At 42.9% G+C, this 18,900-nt stretch carries 12 protein-coding genes; 6 read left to right on the top strand and 6 right to left on the bottom strand.

The genetic code is table 11. The annotated features are described in order from the left end of the window. The first annotated feature begins 36 nt into the window (after nt 1-36). Both DYU05_RS15610 and DYU05_RS15605 read left to right on the top strand, forming a co-directional pair. On the top strand, nt 37-3,252 hold the full coding sequence (locus DYU05_RS15610; RefSeq protein ID WP_165852092.1) for a VCBS repeat-containing protein: 3,216 nt from the start codon (nt 37-39) through the stop codon (nt 3,250-3,252). A gap of 6 nt (nt 3,253-3,258) precedes the next feature. Further along, nucleotides 3,259-6,588 carry an FG-GAP repeat domain-containing protein gene (locus tag DYU05_RS15605; protein WP_117384081.1) on the top strand — a complete coding sequence of 1,110 codons (3,330 nt, stop codon included), beginning with the start codon at nt 3,259-3,261 and terminating at the stop codon, nt 6,586-6,588. A 1-nt stretch (nt 6,589) separates the two neighbouring features. Here the strand turns inward: DYU05_RS15605 and DYU05_RS15600 are convergent, their stop codons facing one another. Beyond that, the gene (locus tag DYU05_RS15600) at nt 6,590-7,525 is read right to left on the bottom strand and encodes a hypothetical protein (protein WP_117384080.1); all 936 of its coding nucleotides are present in this window, start codon (nt 7,523-7,525) and stop codon (nt 6,590-6,592) included. A gap of 196 nt (nt 7,526-7,721) precedes the next feature. Here DYU05_RS15600 and DYU05_RS15595 point away from each other — a divergent pair, with 196 nt between their 5' ends. Next, on the top strand, nt 7,722-9,050 hold the full coding sequence (locus DYU05_RS15595) for a vanadium-dependent haloperoxidase (RefSeq protein ID WP_117384079.1): 1,329 nt from the start codon (nt 7,722-7,724) through the stop codon (nt 9,048-9,050). Nucleotides 9,051-9,059: 9 nt separating this feature from the next. Continuing rightward, the gene (locus DYU05_RS15590) at nt 9,060-11,096 is read left to right on the top strand and encodes a glycosyl hydrolase family 95 catalytic domain-containing protein (protein WP_117384078.1); all 2,037 of its coding nucleotides are present in this window, start codon (nt 9,060-9,062) and stop codon (nt 11,094-11,096) included. Nucleotides 11,097-11,327: 231 nt separating this feature from the next. Here the strand turns inward: DYU05_RS15590 and DYU05_RS15585 are convergent, their stop codons facing one another. From DYU05_RS15585 to rlmF, 3 genes are all read right to left on the bottom strand, one after another. Further along, on the bottom strand, nt 11,328-12,152 hold the full coding sequence (locus DYU05_RS15585; protein WP_117384077.1) for a glycerophosphodiester phosphodiesterase family protein: 825 nt from the start codon (nt 12,150-12,152) through the stop codon (nt 11,328-11,330). Between the two features lie 160 nt (nt 12,153-12,312). Next, nucleotides 12,313-13,050, bottom strand: a complete 738-nt coding sequence (locus DYU05_RS15580; RefSeq protein ID WP_117384076.1) for an FkbM family methyltransferase — start codon at nt 13,048-13,050, stop codon at nt 12,313-12,315. 171 nt (nt 13,051-13,221) lie between these two features. Next, a complete protein-coding gene (gene rlmF / locus DYU05_RS15575; RefSeq protein WP_117384075.1) occupies nt 13,222-14,133 on the bottom strand; it encodes a 23S rRNA (adenine(1618)-N(6))-methyltransferase RlmF in 912 nt (303 codons plus the stop codon). Nucleotides 14,134-14,415: 282 nt separating this feature from the next. On the opposite strand from rlmF, the gene DYU05_RS15570 reads away from it, so the two are divergent. Together DYU05_RS15570 and DYU05_RS15565 are read left to right on the top strand one after the other, a co-directional pair. Beyond that, nucleotides 14,416-15,090: an ApaLI family restriction endonuclease gene (locus DYU05_RS15570; RefSeq protein ID WP_205771906.1), complete on the top strand. Its 675-nt coding sequence runs from the start codon at nt 14,416-14,418 to the stop codon at nt 15,088-15,090. Then, nucleotides 15,091-16,308, top strand: a complete 1,218-nt coding sequence (locus DYU05_RS15565) for a DNA-methyltransferase (RefSeq protein ID WP_117384073.1) — start codon at nt 15,091-15,093, stop codon at nt 16,306-16,308. 168 nt (nt 16,309-16,476) lie between these two features. On the opposite strand, the gene treA is transcribed toward DYU05_RS15565, so the two are convergent. After that, a complete protein-coding gene (treA, locus tag DYU05_RS15560; RefSeq protein WP_117384072.1) occupies nt 16,477-18,051 on the bottom strand; it encodes an alpha,alpha-trehalase TreA in 1,575 nt (524 codons plus the stop codon). 94 nt (nt 18,052-18,145) lie between these two features. Next, nucleotides 18,146-18,790, bottom strand: a complete 645-nt coding sequence (locus DYU05_RS15555; protein ID WP_235854035.1) for a sphingomyelin synthase family protein — start codon at nt 18,788-18,790, stop codon at nt 18,146-18,148. Nucleotides 18,791-18,900: the final 110 nt, after the last annotated feature.

Below are 18,900 nucleotides of genomic sequence, written 5' to 3'. Positions count from 1 at the left end.
ATCCTTTCATGCCACAAAAATGGCGTTGATAGTCCCTTGTTTACCTTACAAGATAATAGTTCGCTGGGCGTAAACTTTATTAATCAACTCAATGAGCAGGACAAGACCAACGTGTTTACCTTCCGTAACTATTACAATGGAGGCGGTGTAGCTATTGGCGATATTAACAATGACGGTTTAAACGACGTATACCTCACATCCAATCAGGGCGGCAACCAACTTTATCTTAACAAAGGCAACTGGAAGTTTGAAGATATCACTAACAAAGCTGGTGTAAAAGGAACAAAGTACTGGAGCACAGGTGTAACCATGGTAGACATTAACGGCGACGGTTGGCTGGATATTTATGTTTGCCACAGCGGTAACATTATAGATAGAAAGGGAAACGAGCTTTTTATAAATCAACACAACGGCACATTCAAAGAAGAGGCTGAAAAGTATGGCTTAGTTGATAACGGGTTGTCTACCCAGGCGATATTTTTTGATTATGATAACGACGGCGATCTCGACTGTTTTGTATTAAACAATTCTTTCAGGCCGATAGAATCTTTTGACTTCAGTAAAAATTTACGGGCCGTTGTTGACCCGCTTGGTGGTGCCCATTTGTACCGGAATGATAATAGCCACTTCACCAATGTTACCAAAGATGCAGGTATATTTTCTAGTGATATAGGGTTTGGCTTAGGAGTTTCTGTAGCTGATGTAAACAACGATGGTTACCCTGATATATACGTATCTAACGACTTTTTTGAGAGAGATTATTTATACATCAACCAAAAGAACGGTACTTACAAGGAAGATATACAGAACGAAACCGGGCATTTAAGCCTCGCCTCTATGGGCTCGGACATTGCTGATATAAATAACGATGGTAACCTGGATATTTTCACAACCGAAATGTTGCCGGAGGGTGACAAGCGGCTTAAGCAGATGACCTCGTTTGAGTCTTTCGACGTGATTAAACTTAAGCAACATGATGGCTACTTTAACCAGTACATGCAAAATTGCTTGCAACTGAACAATGGTGATGGTACATTTTCCGAAATTGCTTTTAATGCCGCGGTAGCAGCTACCGACTGGAGTTGGGGTGCGTTGTTCTTCGATATGGACAATGATGGCTGGAAGGACATTTTTGTCTCTAATGGCATTTACAAAGACCTTACCGACCAGGATTACATTGAGTTTTTGGGCAATCGGGAGAACATGGATAAAATAGCCGAGAAAAAGAAGTTCGACTACAAAGATTTCACCAACAAAATGATATCAACTCCTCTGGAGAACTACGCTTTCAGCAACAACCATAACCTAACATTTGCCAACAAAACGGCCGCATTCGGCCTTGACAAACCGTCTTTTAGTAATGGCGCAGCTTACGGCGATCTGGATGGCGATGGCGATAATGATTTAATTGTTAATAATGTAAACTCCCCACTTTATATCTATAAAAACAACGCCGAACGTTTAAAAAACAACTTCATACAATTAAAGTTGCAAGGCCACCAATTTAACCGGTTTGGAGTTGGCGCGACAGTAAAAGTATTTGCAAAAGACCAGTCGATAGTTTATTACCAGCAGCCTACCCGCGGGTTTCAGAGCAGCACTTCGCCCAATTTGATTACCATAGGGCTCGGTAAAGTGCGGAAAATCGATTCAGTGCAAGTAATTTGGCCTGGAGGTAAATATCAGGTGGATAAAAATGTAGCAGTTAATAGAGTACTTACATACAATATTAAGAACGCTGCTTTACAGTACAACTATTCAAAAAAGCCGGTTAAAACCTTAATGGTGGCCGACGAGAAAGCACTCTTCGATTCGGTACCTAAACATACGGAAAATGGATTTATCGATTTCGACAACGAACGTTTGATGCTCCAGATGCTGTCGACCGAAAACCCCTACATGGCCAAAGGTGATATAAATAACGACGGCCTGGAGGATTTTTATTTTGGTTCTTCAAAGGATAGTCCGGCAGCAATTTACGTGCAGCAGCCTACAGGCAAATTCAAACAGTATATACCCGATGACCTTGGCAGGCAAAGCTACCTGGAAAATGCTGGTGCCGCCTTTGGAGATTTTGACGGCGACGGAGATCAGGACCTGATTATAGGGGTAGGAGGGAATGAGGATGAGGCCGGCACACCTGTCTACTTTCCCCGGTTCTACGAAAATAACGGTAAAGGTAATCTGCGTCTAAACCGGCAAAAGATGATACCGGCCGCGGTAAACGCGTCGGTTATAATGGCCTGCGATTATGATAAAGACGGCCACCCTGATCTATTTGTTGGCGGCAGGAGTGTACCCGGAACATACGGTGCTCATCCAAAATCATATGTTTTCCATAACGATGGTACTGGGCGCTTTACGGATGTTTCATCAAAGGTATTAGGTGCCGACACCAAATTGGGGATGGTAACGGCTGCACAGTGGGCAGATATAGATGGTAATGGGTACCCTGATCTGGTGGTTGCGGGCAACTGGATGGGTATAAAGATATTTAAGAACAACAAAGGTAGCTTTACTGCGGATAAACAACTTGACAGATACAAAGGCTGGTGGAGCAGTTTGCAGGTTGCCGATGTAAATGGCGATGGCAAGCCCGACATTGTTGCAGGTAACATTGGCCTTAACATAAAATTCAAAGCCTCGATAGAGGAACCTATGAAGGTGTACGTAAAGGACTTTGATAACAACGGTACCAAAGAGTGCATCACCTCAGTTTACAAAAGCGATCACGTAAACTATGTGTTCCATATGAAGCCTGACCTGGTTGGGCAAATGCCGTTACTGAAAAAGAAGTACTTGAAGTACACCGATTATGCCGGTAAGCCATTTAATGAGATTTTTACAGATGAAGACCTGCAAGGTGCCGAAGTTCATGAAATGAATTACCTGGCATCTACAGTATTCTTTAACGATGGCAAAAAATTTACAGCTACACCTTTGCCTTATAACGCCCAGCTTTCTAGTGTGAACACCATTCTTTGTGATGATATTGACAAGAGCGGTATACCTGCTATCATACTGGGCGGAAACTTTTATGGCTTTAAGCCTGAAGTAGGCCGTTTAGATGCCAGCCACGGACAAATTTATAAGTACAGTAAAAGCGGATTTACGTATATTTCGCCATCGCAAAGTGGGATGGATCTTTCCGGTCAGGTGCGGTCATCAATCATGATAAAGAACAGCAGGGGCGAGAAGAATTTCCTTTTTGGTTTAAACGATGATAAGCTTAAAGCCTATAAATTACGTTAAGCTGCCATGCCTAGGACTACTACTTACAAAAGCTTCACCCTGATTTTTCTGGCTGTTCTGGTTGGGATAGCCTTATTTAATTCATGCGAGAAGAAAAAGCCGGGCGACGGGATATTTCGGCTGGTACCTACAGAAGACAGCCATGTTGATTTTGTAAATCGCAACATTGCTACCGATTCTGTAAACATACTGGACTACCTCTACTTTTATAATGGTGCCGGAGTAGCTTCGGCTGATTTTAATAATGACGGACTCCCCGACCTTTACTTTTCTTCTAACCAGGAAAATAACAAACTATATCTTAATAAAGGCAATTTAAAATTTGAAGATATTACAAATAGAGCCGGCTTGCAAGGTAAAGGCAACTGGAAGACCGGCGTTACCGTTGTAGATATCAACGGTGACGGCTGGAAAGATATTTACGTTTGCGTTGTATCAAACTACAAAGGATTTAAAGGTAAGAACCAGCTATACATCAATAATCACGATCTTACTTTTACGGAATCTGCTGCGAAGTACGGGTTAGACTTTTCAGGATTTAGCACCCAGGCAAGCTTTTTAGATTATGATAAAGATGGCGACCTGGATATGTTCCTGCTTACTTCATCGGTACACAGCAACGATACTTACGGCGACTCTACACTCAGAGTTAAAACCAATCACGATGCCGGCGATCACCTGTTCAGGAACGACAATGGGAGGTTCACAGATGTTACGGACGGGTCAGGTATCTATTCGGCACCGATAGGTTATGGCCTTGGCTTAAGCGTTGGCGATCTGAACAACGATGGCTGGGACGACATATACGTAAGTAACGACTTTTTTGAACAAGACTATTACTACGTAAATCAAAAGAACGGCACCTTTAAAGAAGAGATGAAGAGCGCGTTTGGGCACGCCAGTTTATTCTCGATGGGGAATACCTTGGCAGATGTTAATAAAGACGGGCATCTGGATGTGATAAGTACCGACATGCTGCCGGAGGATATGAAGGTGCTAAAATCTACCATTAACGATGAGCCGTTAGACATTTATAACCAGGAAGTAAGTGCCGGGTATTATTACCAATATTCTAAAAACTGCCTGCAGCTAAATGTTGGCAATGGTACTAAGTTCGTAGACTTAAGCTTGTACTCGGGGGTATCTGCTACGGATTGGACATGGTCGCCGCTTGTGCAGGATTTTGATATGGACGGCCATAAGGACATGTTTTTTAGCAACGGCATAAAAAAACGTTTAAACGACATGGATTACCTTAAGTACCTGGGTGATCCCAACGTAGTAAAAGATTTTAAGACCAGTCGTTTCTTTGACAGAGAAAAGATAAACCTGATGCCCAATGGGCAGGTACATAACTACCTGTATCACGGCAGCGATAAATTGAAATTTACCGATATATCTGAAGGTAATAACATGCGCGATACTTCAATATCGTCCGGCGCAGTAGCGATAGATCTGGACAATGACGGAGACCTGGATATGGTGACCAATAATATGGATGTTCCGGCATTTATTTATCAGAACATGACTATGGAAAACGCAAAGGACAAAAAGCCAGCGTATCTTAACGTCAGCGTTCACTTTACCGAACAAAACCAGGATGGTATCGGCACCAAACTTTTCCTGCGAACCGCTAAAGGTATAGATCACCAGGAGATACAAACCAGTACCGCATACGAAAGCACACAGGGCGATAATGTCACTTTTACCTTTGCACCGGGCGACAAACCTGTTGAAATGCTTATTGTGTGGCCCAATAACAATCATCAGGTAATTAAAAGCTTTAACCTGAATAAAAAAGTAACTATCAGGTACAATACCACCTCGGTTTTTCCTCCCTCAGATATCGCTTCCGTAACAGATAGTTTTATAAAAGGTAATGCACAGTTCACCTTTAAACCGGTGAAAGCAGCCACAGTAGCTATGGTTGCCCCCTTTGAGACGCCTGATTTCAACTATTATGGCCTGATACCTCATGCTTACCTGCCACATACACCCGCTGTTGCAGTGGCAGACGTAAATAACGATGGCTACGATGATATTTATACCGGCAGTATAGCAGGAGAGGAGAAGTATATTTTAAGCGGCAATAAAACAGGCGGCTTTACTAAGGTAATGGTTGATGCCTTCAACGCACACAAAGCTTACGGCGATACTCAGGCAGAATGGACAGACGTGAACGGCGATGGCTTGCCAGACCTGGTAGTGCTTAGCGCTAACCACCCCTTTGCCGAAGCGGGCAAACGTATGCAGCCCCGTTTATACATCAACCGGGGGAACTTTAAATTTGAGTATAAGGCACTTCCGTTAGTAGAGCAGCTAGTATCAAAAATATTTGTCTACGACTTTAATGGCGATGGAAGGCAGGACCTGTTGCTTACATCTGCAGTACCTTTTTATAATTACAACATGCCCGCACAATCGGCTGTGTTGTTAAGTAAAGGAGACGGAAGCTTTACACCTGCAGGAAAGAATGACTATCCGGAACTTACACGTATCCCTTATATAACTAGTATTACAGCTGCTGACGTGGATAAGAACGGTAGCCAGGACATTGTGGTATCTTCTGAGTGGAACCCTGTTCAAATATTCTTAAATAAGAACAAAAAGCTGGTGAAGTTCTCATCTGCTTTGCTGGATGGTATGAAGGGGTGGTGGCAAAGTGCTGCTATTGCAGATATTGACGGCGATGGCAAGATGGATTTCATTGGTGGTAACTGGGGCGCCAACAGCAAGTACAATGTAACTCCAGATCACCCGGTATATGCTTACAACGATGATGTGGACGCCGATGGCAGAAATGATTTGCTTATATCTTACTTCTATAAGGAAAAGTACTATCCTTTCCGACCGAAGAACGATCTGGAACAGGAACTGCCATACTTGAAAAAAGAATTTCTAAGCTTTCAAAAAATGGCTGATAAAACCACAGATGAGGTATTTAAGGACAAGCTCACTGAGAATTCGAAACTCATTGCTAACCAGTTTAGTAGTGTTTTTATTAGCGATGTAATGCATGCTAAAACTGCTGCAGAGTTGCCCTATATGTATCAGCAGGCACCCATTCGCTCTATCACTTCTTTAGATAAAACCGGAGAAGTGTTATTAAACGGTAACTTCTGGGGCGTAGTGCCTTACGAAGGTAAGTACGATGCCCTAGGTTTGGTGACAGCGCATTACAATAAGGCTGATAAGCAGTTTTCACAGCCGGAGTATTGGGTCAATCCACTGTTTAACTTTGAGGAATGCACAGCTCCGCAAAAGATCAAAACCAGCAAGGGTGAAGCTTTTATAACGGTAACTTACGAAGGCAGAATGGTTATAATAAGCAAGTAGCTTAAAATATTGGCCAATAAACCTTTGTAACCCACTTAGCAGTGTCTTTTTCCATTAAGCGGTTGTTCATCATCACTTCGTAAGGCATTGCTGGTGATATTAATCCATGATCTTTCTGGTAACGTTTTAGCTGTGTAAAAGCATTGTTTATCGCTCCGCGACCACCTTTTGTTTCGGTCTCTAATAAGTTACCGCCAACCACCATTTTATTGATTACTGATTTTTGGTCAGGCTGTACTTCTTTATTTATTGGTACGGCAACCATTGTATGGTACTCTTTCTCGTCAACCTGATTGATATTAAGCATCGGTTTGTTGGACTCATTCGCACCTGCTGCGCTGATCTGCTTGTGCAATCCATCTATTAAGTTGTAAATAACAGCCATGTCCGGGTAGGTTGTTGTAGATGTACTTGTTGCTAGCATAGTGCCATCTTTAACCTTGCTTAGCTTAATTTTTAAGCCGTAAACATTAACATCAGTTTGGATAAACTTTTTAAAGGATTTAAGTATCTTCTCTAACTCAGTATTCTCCTTTTTAATCCTAAAATATTCTGAAATACGGGTAATAGGATTCAAACTGCTCTGCTTAGCAGCCTTCCAGGTAATGTTTGTTGCACCTTCGCCGGAAGCCTGGTAGCTCACCTTACACTTTAGCACATCATTACCAGTGTTTACGTCGCAATCAACATAGCCGGCAGCGGCATTGGTAATGGTTATCCTGTTGCCGTTAAATTCATAAACAGAGTCTCCTGCCACTACTTTTCCCGGCCACCACTTTGGCCATTGGTGCTGATCAACCAAAAAACGGGCAACGTTAACGTCCGTGGCATCAACACTTACTACCGAAGTGGCAGTTATATACTGAGGTATGATAAAATAAATACTAACGACAATAATTAACAGCGTACCAAATACCAGCAGTGCGGGTCTTTTCATAAAAGGTTTTATAAAGCCTGAACGCAGTAGCGCGTTCTTAAATGTTGTGCAAAATAAATATTAGTTTGTGTTAAATTCAAACTGTTTTTAGCAGGCAGATGTGGTAAAAAACCTATCTTAGCATACAGAAATAAAGAAAGCCAATATAAGCGCAAAGCCTCCCGAAGCAGCGTATTTTCTTAAACTGATTTAGACTATGAACCGTTTCCTGTTGATTTTTGCAGTTGCTGTATTTTGTTTTTCTTCCTGCAAAAAAGCCGATTATCAAAAGATCACTCACAATCCGGAGCTTTACCGTACTACCGTAAAAAAGCTTAATGATATAGTTCTCGAAAATAACTTTCCACCGGTAATAGCGTCCCGAAATTACGCTTACGCCAATATAGCTGCTTATGAAGTGATAGCAGCTGGCGACCCTAAACATTACAGATCACTGGCTGGCCAAATAAAGCATCTTACCACAGTACCAAAACCAGATAAGGATAAAGAAATTGATTTTCAGTTTGCTTCGCTACTCTCTTTTTGCGTAGTGGGAAATGCCGTTACTTTCCCCGAAGGAAGTATGGAAACTTACGTTGATGAGCTAAAGAAAAAAGCGGAAGATGCTGGCATGCCGTCTGATGCATTCGATAATTCGGTGGAATATTCAAACGTAGTAGCCAAGCATATTCTGGCCTGGAGCAAAAAGGACAATTATGCCCAAACCCGTAGCGCCAGCAAGTATACGGTTACCCGTAAAGACGGGCGCTGGATACCCACCCCGCCGATGTATGCTCAGGCGTTAGAACCGCATTGGGGAGAGATACGACCACTTGTGCTTGATTCTGCTGCACAGATACCCTCGCCCGAGCCGCCACCGTATAACATGGCTGATAAGAACAGCTCTTTTTATAAAGCTGTAATTGAGGTGAAAACCATGGGAGATAGCCTAACGGAGGAACAAAAGCACATGGCTGATTTTTGGGATGATAACGCATTTAAGTTGAATGTAATAGGTCACGCGTCTTTTGCCACTAAGAAATTTTCGCCCGGAGGGCACTGGATGAACATTGCAGGTATTGGTTCGCAGATAAAGAAAGCCGATTTTGGTACCACGGTAGCTGCCTACACCGAAACATCTATTGCCCTGTTTGATGCTTTTATAAACTGCTGGTATGTAAAATACAAGGCAAATAGCGTACGTCCCGAGACGGTAATAACAAGAGTGCTGGATCCAGAATGGCGGCCCTATATCCAAACACCTCCATTCCCGGAGTATATTAGTGGGCACGCTGTTATATCAGCTGCTGCAGCCGAAGTATTGACACGTACTTTTGGCGATAATATTATTTACAGCGATTCTTCAGAGTCGGAGTTTGGTATTGCACCGCGTACTTTTAAATCATTCAGGGATGCTGCGGAGGAAGCTGCTATGTCGCGTGTTTATGGCGGTATTCACTATAGAAACGCTTGTATAGTAGGCACTATGCAGGGCCGTAAAATAGGTGACCTGGTGACAGAAAAACTTAAGCTTAAGATCAAATAAGATATATAGATGAAAAGAACCCTTTTCCTGCTAACGGTTGCAATGGTTTCAATTGTAAACACGTTTGCACAAAATGTTAGTCCATGGATTATAAAGGCCGATAAGATAGATCCTGCTAATTACTACGGCATTACAGTAGCTAACGGGATGATAGGTATTGTATCATCACCGGAGCCGTTCAAGGTTAAAAACGTGGTACTCGCTGGGGCTTATGATTTATATGGACGGGGTAGGGTAAGCAACTTCCTTAATAGCTTTAACCTGCTGAACATGTACCTGGAAGTTGACGGCAGGCGGCTTGATGCAAAAATGGTAAGCAACTTTAGGCAGGAACTGGATATGCAGCATGCCGCCATGACCACTAGTTTTGACTACGGCGATAAAGCAACCATTAAGTACACCTACTACTCACTGCGGCAACTACCTTTTACGGTATTGATGGATGTTGCGGTAACCGCTAAAAAGCCCATCAACATTACTGCAGCCAGCGTTATGGAAGCTCCTGACGCGTTAAAACAGGTAGAGAATTATTATAACGAGATAGATCGTCCGCATGTTACCATTAGCCTGCTTACATCAACGGCTAAAAGCCCGACCGGTAAGCTGCAGTTGTGTGCGTCGACATCCTTCCTGTTTAACGAACCGCATGGACAGGAACCAAGAGTGATCCATGAGATGTGGGATAATAACATGCACCTGATGAAGTTTAGCCACCAGATAGGAGCAGGGCAGACTTACTCTTACGGAGTTACCGGCTCTTCAATCACATCTGCACACCATCCTGATCCGCTGAACGAAGCTGAGCGCTTGACCATATTTGCTTTGCTGGAAGGTAAAGAACGATTGATCAAGTTCCATAATAAAGCTTGGGATGAGCTATGGAAAAGTGATATTCAGATTGAGGGGGATGATCAGGCACAGCAGGACGTGCATAGTATGCTGTACCACCTGTATTCGTTCTCTCGCGAGGGAACAGCCTTGTCGCCGTCGCCGATGGGTTTGTCGGGCCTGGGCTATAATGGACATGTGTTTTGGGATACCGACCTATGGATGTTCCCTGCAATGCTGGTGCTGCATCCGGAGATTGCCAAGTCAATGGTGGAATATCGTTTTGAGCGACTGGAGAGTGCCCGTAAGAACGCCTTCTCGCATGGTTACAAGGGCGCGATGTTCCCTTGGGAGAGTGCAGACAGCGGGGTAGAGGAGACGCCCGTATGGGCATTAAGCGGTCCGTTTGAGCACCATATTAGTGCCGACGTGGCTAATGCGGCCTGGGCTTACTACTGTGTCACTCAGGATAAGCAATGGTTACGTGAAAAAGGCTGGCCTTTACTATCTGCCACTGCAGATTTTTGGGCGAGCCGGGTAGAACGCAACGGTGCTGGCCATTACGACATTAAGAACGTAGTTGCTGCTGATGAATGGGCCGAGAACATAGACAATAACGCTTTTACAAATGCTGCTGCCAAAGCAAACCTGATGAATGCTACCGCAGCTGCCGGTATATTAGGCGTAAAGGCTGATGCGGACTGGGCACATGTGGCGCAAAACATTCCTATTCTTAAGATGAGTAACGGTGTAACGCAAGAGCATGCGCAGTATAAAGGCGAAGGCATTAAACAGGCAGACGTAAACTTGCTGGCTTATCCTTTAAAAGCCATTACCGATCCTGCGCAAATTAAGAAAGACCTGGAGTACTACGAAAGCCGTGTGCCTAACGAAGGTACTCCTGCTATGACGCAAGGGGTATTCGCACTGTTATATGCAAGGCTGGGCAATGGAGAGAAAGCTTACCATTGGTTTAAGGACGCATACGAACCTAACCTTAACCCGCCATTCCGGGTTATAGCGGAGACCAAGGGCGGTACCAACCCGTACTTTGCTACAGGTGCAGGCGGCATTATACAAGCTATGCTGATGGGCTTCGGCGGACTGGATATAACACCGCAGGGCATCACACAGATCAAGAGCAAGCTACCATCCAATTGGAAATCGTTAAAGATCACCGGTGTGGGTGTAAATAAAGCTACGTATACGGTAAAGTAGTTATCTACACCTTGTGTAACTGTATCACAATAAGGTGTTACACCTGTTACAGTTTTTTGGTGCTAAAAACACTTAAATAGCTGTATGTCTTTTAGTTGACGAAAATCCATGTTACAGTTTTTGAAACCATGATACAGTTTTTTCGAAAAAAACAGACCGTGATACAGTTTTAAGTAGTCGATGTGAGACACTATTAAGGTATTGCCGCATTCAAATAAGTTCTTGCGCGTTTTAACGCAAGCCTAGTTCTTTCAGATGTGCAATAAGCGCCGCCGGGTGGTCAGTTTGCAGTCCGGTAAAACCCAGTGGTAAGGCTTTATCCCAGTGCTTGTCCTCGTCGGCACTTTGTATATCCGGCCAGGCAGGTAATTTACTTTCTGAGAGATATTTTAAAATGTCAGCATTATAGCTTTTCCAGTTCCCATCCAGCAGGTCGGGATGATATCGGTCTACAAAGGTTTTAACGGCATTTGCGTCTTTGGCGTTACCGGGCAGGCTGAGCATCAGCGGCATTGTGGGTGCAACTGTTCTCCAGTCTTTAAACTGGCTTGCACTGTTTATGTAAACAATCACCTGCTTTTCCATACCATACTTACGCAAAACCTTGTAAGTAGCTGCAGCGGATGCATCTTTAAAATCAAGGTAGATGTAAATCTTGTTTTTACACGCTTTCAGGATCTCCTCAAATGTTGGTACACGATAAATGTTGGTGTCGGTGGAGTCTTTACTGCGTATTGCCAGGTCCTTTACCTGATCTAATGTAAGGTCTTTAATGTTTCCCGGTTTACCTGTCATGCGGGTAATGCTGCCATCGTGCATGCTAACCAGGGCGCTGTCGTTTGTGGTACGCAGGTCTATCTCCACGTAATCAACGCCGTTCCTGATCGCCTCCTGGTACGCAGCTAATGTATTCTCGGGGTACTTAACGTGATCGCCGCGATGAGCAATTACGGTGAAGCGGTGCCTCGGTTTTGGTAAGGGATTTGGCTGCGCATTTGCATGTAGTGCGTTAACTAAATAGATAAGAAAAGTAACGCCGACCTTTATAGCATTCATAGCAGCCAAATTAGGTGACCATGGTTAATTGAGCTTTGAGCTACCGTTAAGTTTAATGCAAATTTAGGTTTAAGTAACGCTGCATTAAACTTGAGAAGTTGGCAGAGTAGATATGTTCTTAGCGCTTAATAAAAGGTGCGATTCTTAAGTAAATAGCGACTTATAACAGCGCGTTATTGACAAACAGCGCATCTCCCTGTATTATTTCACCATCGGGGTTTACCCAGCCCTTTGAAGTATTTACCAACCTAAAATTGCATTCCGTAAGAATCTTAAACAAGTCAAAGAAAGTGGAAGAGCCCTCGTACATTGGCTTGTAGGATATTTCGGTATATACCAGTTTAGTCCTTTTAAGTGTGTTTAATCCCGACATCAATACTAAATGTTCTACGCCCTGAACATCAATTTTAAGAAGGTCTATAACGTTTAAGTTGTTCCGGTTGGCAATCGTATCCAGTGTTTCAGTTTCAACAGTAATTAATGTAGGCTTGGTTAGGTATTGATCATTATGATATTCGTCTTTTATCTTGAGTATCGAACTTAAAACATCTGCATCCTTTGAGTAATAAAAGTCGACACTTCCAGACTTATCAGATACTGCAACACTTTCAACCACAAAACGGGACTTATCCGGAAACTTTTCGTTTAAAATTGCCTTAAGGTCGGTAAGGGGTTCAACTAAAACAGCTTTATTAATTTGGTAATAGTTAGCAACTGACTTCATGAAATTCCCCTTTGATGCACCTACGTCCATTACGTTAATAGGTTTATCGGCGGGTAAGAACGCTGTTATCACAACAGGAACCTCGGATCTATTGTAGGGTATTTTAAGCAGGCGGTAAAGTAAATACTTACCTTCCTGCTTAATTGAATTGGGGATAAATTTTTTAATGTTCATTAAACGGGGCTATAGCCTAAAGTTAAAACGTTTGCCTTATCAATCTTTAACAAAAAAGAATTGGTTTGTTCGTTCCCGGTTTTCTTGTACAATGGCATACTTTCGACCGATGCCATATATTTTGCAGGTCGCTGGTCACAAACTGTAAATGAACAGAGACAAATTATCTGTTTAAAAGCGCCACACCAATATACGGCTGGTTTTTTGCCCTTGCGACATGTTGATGGTTTTTACCTCTGCAGCACCTAAATAGTCTAGCGATTTGTAGCAGCCGGGAAGTGTAGTTTTCTGGGAGATAAGTGACGAGAACCATTTGCATGATTTAGAAAATTCCTTGCTCTCGCTCATCATCTTGTTCAGGAAGCGCGGTTCGCCACCCTCGCACCAAAGCTCGTTATTACGGCCCCCAAAATTTAAGCCGGCACCGGCATCCTGTCCAAGTTTCTCCCATTTACGCTGCGATTTTGCCTGCACCTCTTTAGAAGACGAATGGAAGGGTGGATTGCACATGGTGATGTCGAACTTTTCGCCGGGTTGTATAATGCCATCAAAAATATGAGCGTACGATGTTTGCTTGCGAATATCAATAGCCTTGTTAAGGCCGTTAGCGTCCACTATTTTTTTGGCTGATGCTGCGGCAATGTAATCGGCTTCGCTGCCAACAAAGCTCCAGCCATAAGCCTTGTGGCCGATAAGCGGGTAGATGCAATTTGCACCAACGCCAATATCCAGCACTCTAACACTATTGCCTGTTGGTATTGTGCCTTGGTTATCTTCGGCTAAAACATCGGCTATGTAGTGAATATAATCGGCGCGGCCCGGAATAGGAGGACATAAAAACCCTTCGGGAATATCCCATGAAGCAATGCCATAGCTTTGTTTCAACAACGCCTGGTTAATGGTTTTTACCGCTTCGGGATTGGTAAAGTTAACAGTAGGCTCACCTTGCTCGTTCTCGATAATAAAATTACGCAACGCAGGGAGGGCTTTAACCAGTTCTTTAAAGTCGTACCTGCCACGATGAAGGTTGCGCGGGTGCAGATTAGTTTTTTCGGTATTGTTATTTGATAGCTGATCTGCCATTATGTTTTATTATTAGCGCCGCTGCGGACAATTTAGTTTGCACGCGCTATGTTAAAGCGGTGCCCGACAAAGGTATAAACTTATTGTCAACAGCGAATTCCGCAATTTAGCAGGCCTAACACCATGCTGATGCGAGTTTACAACTCGTATCATATTTGAGTATAATTCAAAACGAAGTACTTACAACTACTATTTTCGCAGCACGTCAGGCACGAGCTTACAAGCTCGTGCCTGCAGGAGGGACATGAGTAAATTTTAGTAGTTTTGCTTAAAGGGATGATCATGATTGACGAATTAAAAAATAAGATCAAAGAGTTAGCTGAGAACTATTCGATTAACCTCAAAGAACAAATAGAGTGCAGAAAAGAAGAAATGAAAAATGATGATAACTCTCATTATTTGATTTACAGAGTGCTAGGTATAACAACTGAGGAAGGTCAGTTGATCGATATTTATCAAAATACTGGGCGATTTCTTTATAAATATGCAGGGTCGTTTTTAGAGGAAGCAGCTACTTTGTGTTTTAATTTTAAATTCCCTAAAGGAATTAAGACTAAAGTTCAAAACACAATGGGACAACGTCCAAAGACATTTGAAATAGACGTTCTAAATAATAATGACGCATTAGAGATAAAATGGCGAGATGCAACAACAGATGGTGATCATATAACTAAAGAACATACTAGGGTACAAGTAATTAAGAGTCATGGATATAAGCCAATTAGAGTAATGTTTTATTATCCACAACGCGGACAAGCGATAAAAATTCAAGAAACATTGAAAACTTTATACGCTGGTGTTGATGGGGAATATTATGGTGGTGAGGAAGCATGGAAATACTTGCAAGATTACACAGGAGTTGACTTGAAAGCTATTTTAACCGAAATTGCAAATGAAAGGGTGCCTATTGTTAGTATTGAACTAGATAAAGTTGCAACAGAAATAAAAGCAGACTAAATGACAATCAAAAAAAACAGTCTAGTTCAAGGAAACTGCATTTATAAATTAAGGGATATAAAAGCTAATCAAGTTGACTTAGTTTACTTCGATCCACCTTTTTTTACACAGAAGAAGCATTCTTTGTCAAACAGAGAGACATCAAAAGTTTACGAGTTTTTCGATAAGTTTGAATCAATAGAAGACTACCTACTACTAATGGAAAGTACTTTGGTAGAGTGTAAAAGAGTTTTAAAAAATACAGGTAGTATCTTTTTACATTGTGATAAAACGGCATCACATTATCTTAGACTGGTCTTGGATAAGGTTTTTGGGCGAAATCAATTCCAAAGTGAAATTGTCTGGTCGTATAAGCGTTGGTCTAACGCAAAAAAGGGATTGTTGAATTCTCATCAAATCATTTTTTTTTATTCTAAAACTGCAGACTTCAAATTCAACGTTCATTACACAAATTATTCTTTGACCACTAATCTCGATCAAATCTTACACGAAAGAGAGAGGGATGATAATGGTAAATCTATTTATAAGAAGGATGAAAGCGGTAAGCCTGTTATTGGAAAAGAAAAGCGAGGAGTTCCATTAAGTGATGTTTGGGAAATTCCGTATTTAAATCCAAAAGCAAAAGAAAGAACTGGGTATCCTACTCAAAAGCCTGTCTTGTTATTGCAACAGGTAATCAATATTGTGACAGATGAAGGCGACTTAGTTTTAGACCCATTTTGCGGAAGCGGAACTACGTGTGTGGCAGCTAAGTCCTTAAAACGAGACTATATAGGCATTGATATATCAAATGATGCAATTCATTTAGCACAATCACGCTTAGAAGAAATGATTATCACAGAATCTAACTTATTAAATAAGGGAACTGGTGAATACTCTGAGAAGACGAAAAGAGAATTAGCAATTCTTCAAAACGTGAATGCTTTTCCTGTACAGAGAAATTCAGGTATAGATGGATTTCTCAAAGATTATATTGACGGTATGCCTGTTCCGGTGAAAATTCAAGGCGAATATGAGACTCTCGAAGATGCAATTGAGAAGTTAGAAAAAACATCAATTGGAAAGAATTATTTAATGAAAATTGTAATTCAGACCCGTGAAGGGGAAATGAGCCGACTTTTTGATTTCGAAACCAATGTAAAGATAATTCCGTCAATGGAACTTCAGGTAAAAAGAATGATTGAAATTTCAAAAAATGGTTCAAGGATGTTGGTATAGGATTATTACAACACAATAATTCCATACTGGTGCGAGCTTGCAATATCATCGAATCTATAATGGTTATTTAATTAGCTACTTATATCTATTGTACCAGCCACATTTAGCAATCTTCGAACTTACACCGTCAGTGCAACAAGTTCACCATTAAAAACTGTTCGCCTCCCCTCACTCCCCCTTTTTTTCCTCAAAATCGTACCTGTTCATCAGCTTTAGCAATACGCCGTTGGTCCAGCCGAAGCCGTCCTGAAGTGGGTATTCGCCGCCGCCTGCTGTAAGGCTGGTATCAACCACGTTGTATTTTTCCAGCAGTTTGCCGGTTTGTTTAAACACACGTACGTTCAGGTTCATCCAGCGGGTGGCAATGTCTTTAGCAAGCGCATGATAGTTGTAGTTCTCCAGCCCGTCTATAGCCATGTACTGTAATGGCGCCCAGCCGTTAGGGGCATCCCATTGCTGGCCGCTAAAGTTTAGGGTAGTTACCAGTCCGCCGGGTTTTAAAAAGTTTGCTTTTAGTCCGTCGGCTATTTGCTTCGCTTGTGCCTGAGTGGCAATCTTAAACTCCAGCGGGAAAACCGCAGCCAGGGTAGGTATGGTGCTTAGCGTGTTGGTGGTCCAGTTATAGTCGCCAAACCAACCGGCTTTTGCATCCCAGCAGTACTTTAGTATCGCCTTTTTGCGGGCAAGTGCCTTTGCAGTGTACAGCCTGTACAGGGCACCGTTACCTTTTACCTGGTAAGCGCGGGCAATGGTAAGCTCCATATTGTACATGAGGCAGTTAAGGTCTACTGGTACCAGGTCGGTTGTGTGTATAGTGCTCAGCTTGGCCGATCCATCAAACCAACGGCTGCTAAAGTCCCAGCCGGACGCGGCGGCAGCGCGGATGTGGTGGTAAAATACCGGGAGTGGCTGTTTGGTCTCTTTTGATGCGTCTACGTCCTTCATGTACGATTCTTCGCGCGGCTCGTCGCTTTCGTCCCAGTAACGGTTAAGCAATGTACCGTCCGGCATGCGCACCGCGCGGTGAACGGCTTGTCCTTTAGCCAGTGCGGCACCCCCCTGCATCCAATAGTTATATTCTTTTACCAGCTGCGGCTGATATTTGGCGAATACTTTATTTCCCTGGCTTTTGGCGAGAAGACTTACCATCATGGGGAAGAACGGCGGCTGCGAGCGGGTGAGGTAGTAGGCCCGATTGCCGTTGGGGATAAAACCGTAGGTATCTATCAGGTAGGCAAAATTTTCTATCATGTTGCTTATCACCTTCTCGTGGTGGCTTTGCTGCAGCCCCAGCATGGTAAAGTACGAATCCCAATAGTATACCTCGCGGAAACGGCCGCCGGGTACAATGTATGGGTTGGGCAAGGCAGCCAGCGACGAAAACTTTTTACCTGCGTCGGGCTGGCGCTGCAGTACCTGCCACAGGGTATCAATATGTTTGCGGATGCCTTCTTCTACGTTGGTTTGAAAGGCGTGGGTAGCAGAAGCAGGCGGGGTGAAGTTGGCCAAAATAAATTCCCGGAGGTCGAATCCGCCTTTTCCCTTTTGCTCGTTGTACGATTTCATGATCTGCGATGGCTCGAACTTAGGCGTGCAATCCACAAAGGTTTTATTATCCGGAAAGATGTCTGAAGATTGTACCGCCTCAAACAAGCCCGGAAACTGTTGCCGCGGGGTTTGCTGCTGGGCGTTAACTTGCGCGGCAAAGAACAGCGCAGCAATAAGTAATAGCTTTTTTATCATGAAAGTAGCCGTTTGTGTAAGCAGGTTACAGATTTATATGGCTATAAATTTAAGCTTTAAACACTATAATGGATAATAGTGCTATTGTAAATTTTTAAACCTCATCCGGCTTGAGGAAGTGTGTAGTTACCAGGAAAATAGCATACACAAATATTGGCGCGGCAAGCACGTCTATAGTGTAATGGATGTGCTGGATAAGCAGCAGCACCATTACGGCGATAAGGCCGGCAAAGGCGATTATCTTATCAGTGCGTTTACGGAGGCACAGGAATATCAGCACCATGGTAGAGGTGTGCCCGCTGAAGAAAAGGTCCTTTGTTATTACTTTATTACCATAAAATATCCCGGTGATCGGGTCGATAAGGTGCACTATGCCTTTAGGGGGATTTAGCGCGAAGACGGTAATAGTAATCAGGCGGGCGAGGTTAACAAAAATCAGCGTCCACGAATACTGAATGTAGATATGCGGGTTGTATAAGGCCCTGTATAAAATAAGGGCGCCCATTCCCCATATAATAGCAAAGATGAAGTATGATACATTGTACGCGGGCAGGTAATCGAGCAACCAGTCGTTAAGTACCGTACCGTCCCTTTTTTCGATATAATTGAAGAATACCGGCATAAGCGCCAGTATAATAATGGTGATTATAGATGACAGCAGGAGCTTCGGCCGCGTTACCGGTGATTGAATGGCTTCAACCCATCTTTCTTTTATGCTCGGCTTTTGTTGTTGGGGCACTATTTGTCTGTAACTAATCAGGGGTGCAAAGTTAAAAAATCGTACAGTATTAAGTAATGGTTATTTAAATATTAGATTACGATAACATCGGCTATAAAATGGTCATAACG

Source organism: Mucilaginibacter terrenus (genome assembly GCF_003432065.1).
In the GTDB taxonomy this organism is placed as follows: Bacteria; Bacteroidota; Bacteroidia; order Sphingobacteriales; family Sphingobacteriaceae; genus Mucilaginibacter; species Mucilaginibacter terrenus.
This window is presented reverse-complemented; position numbering and strand designations above follow the sequence as displayed.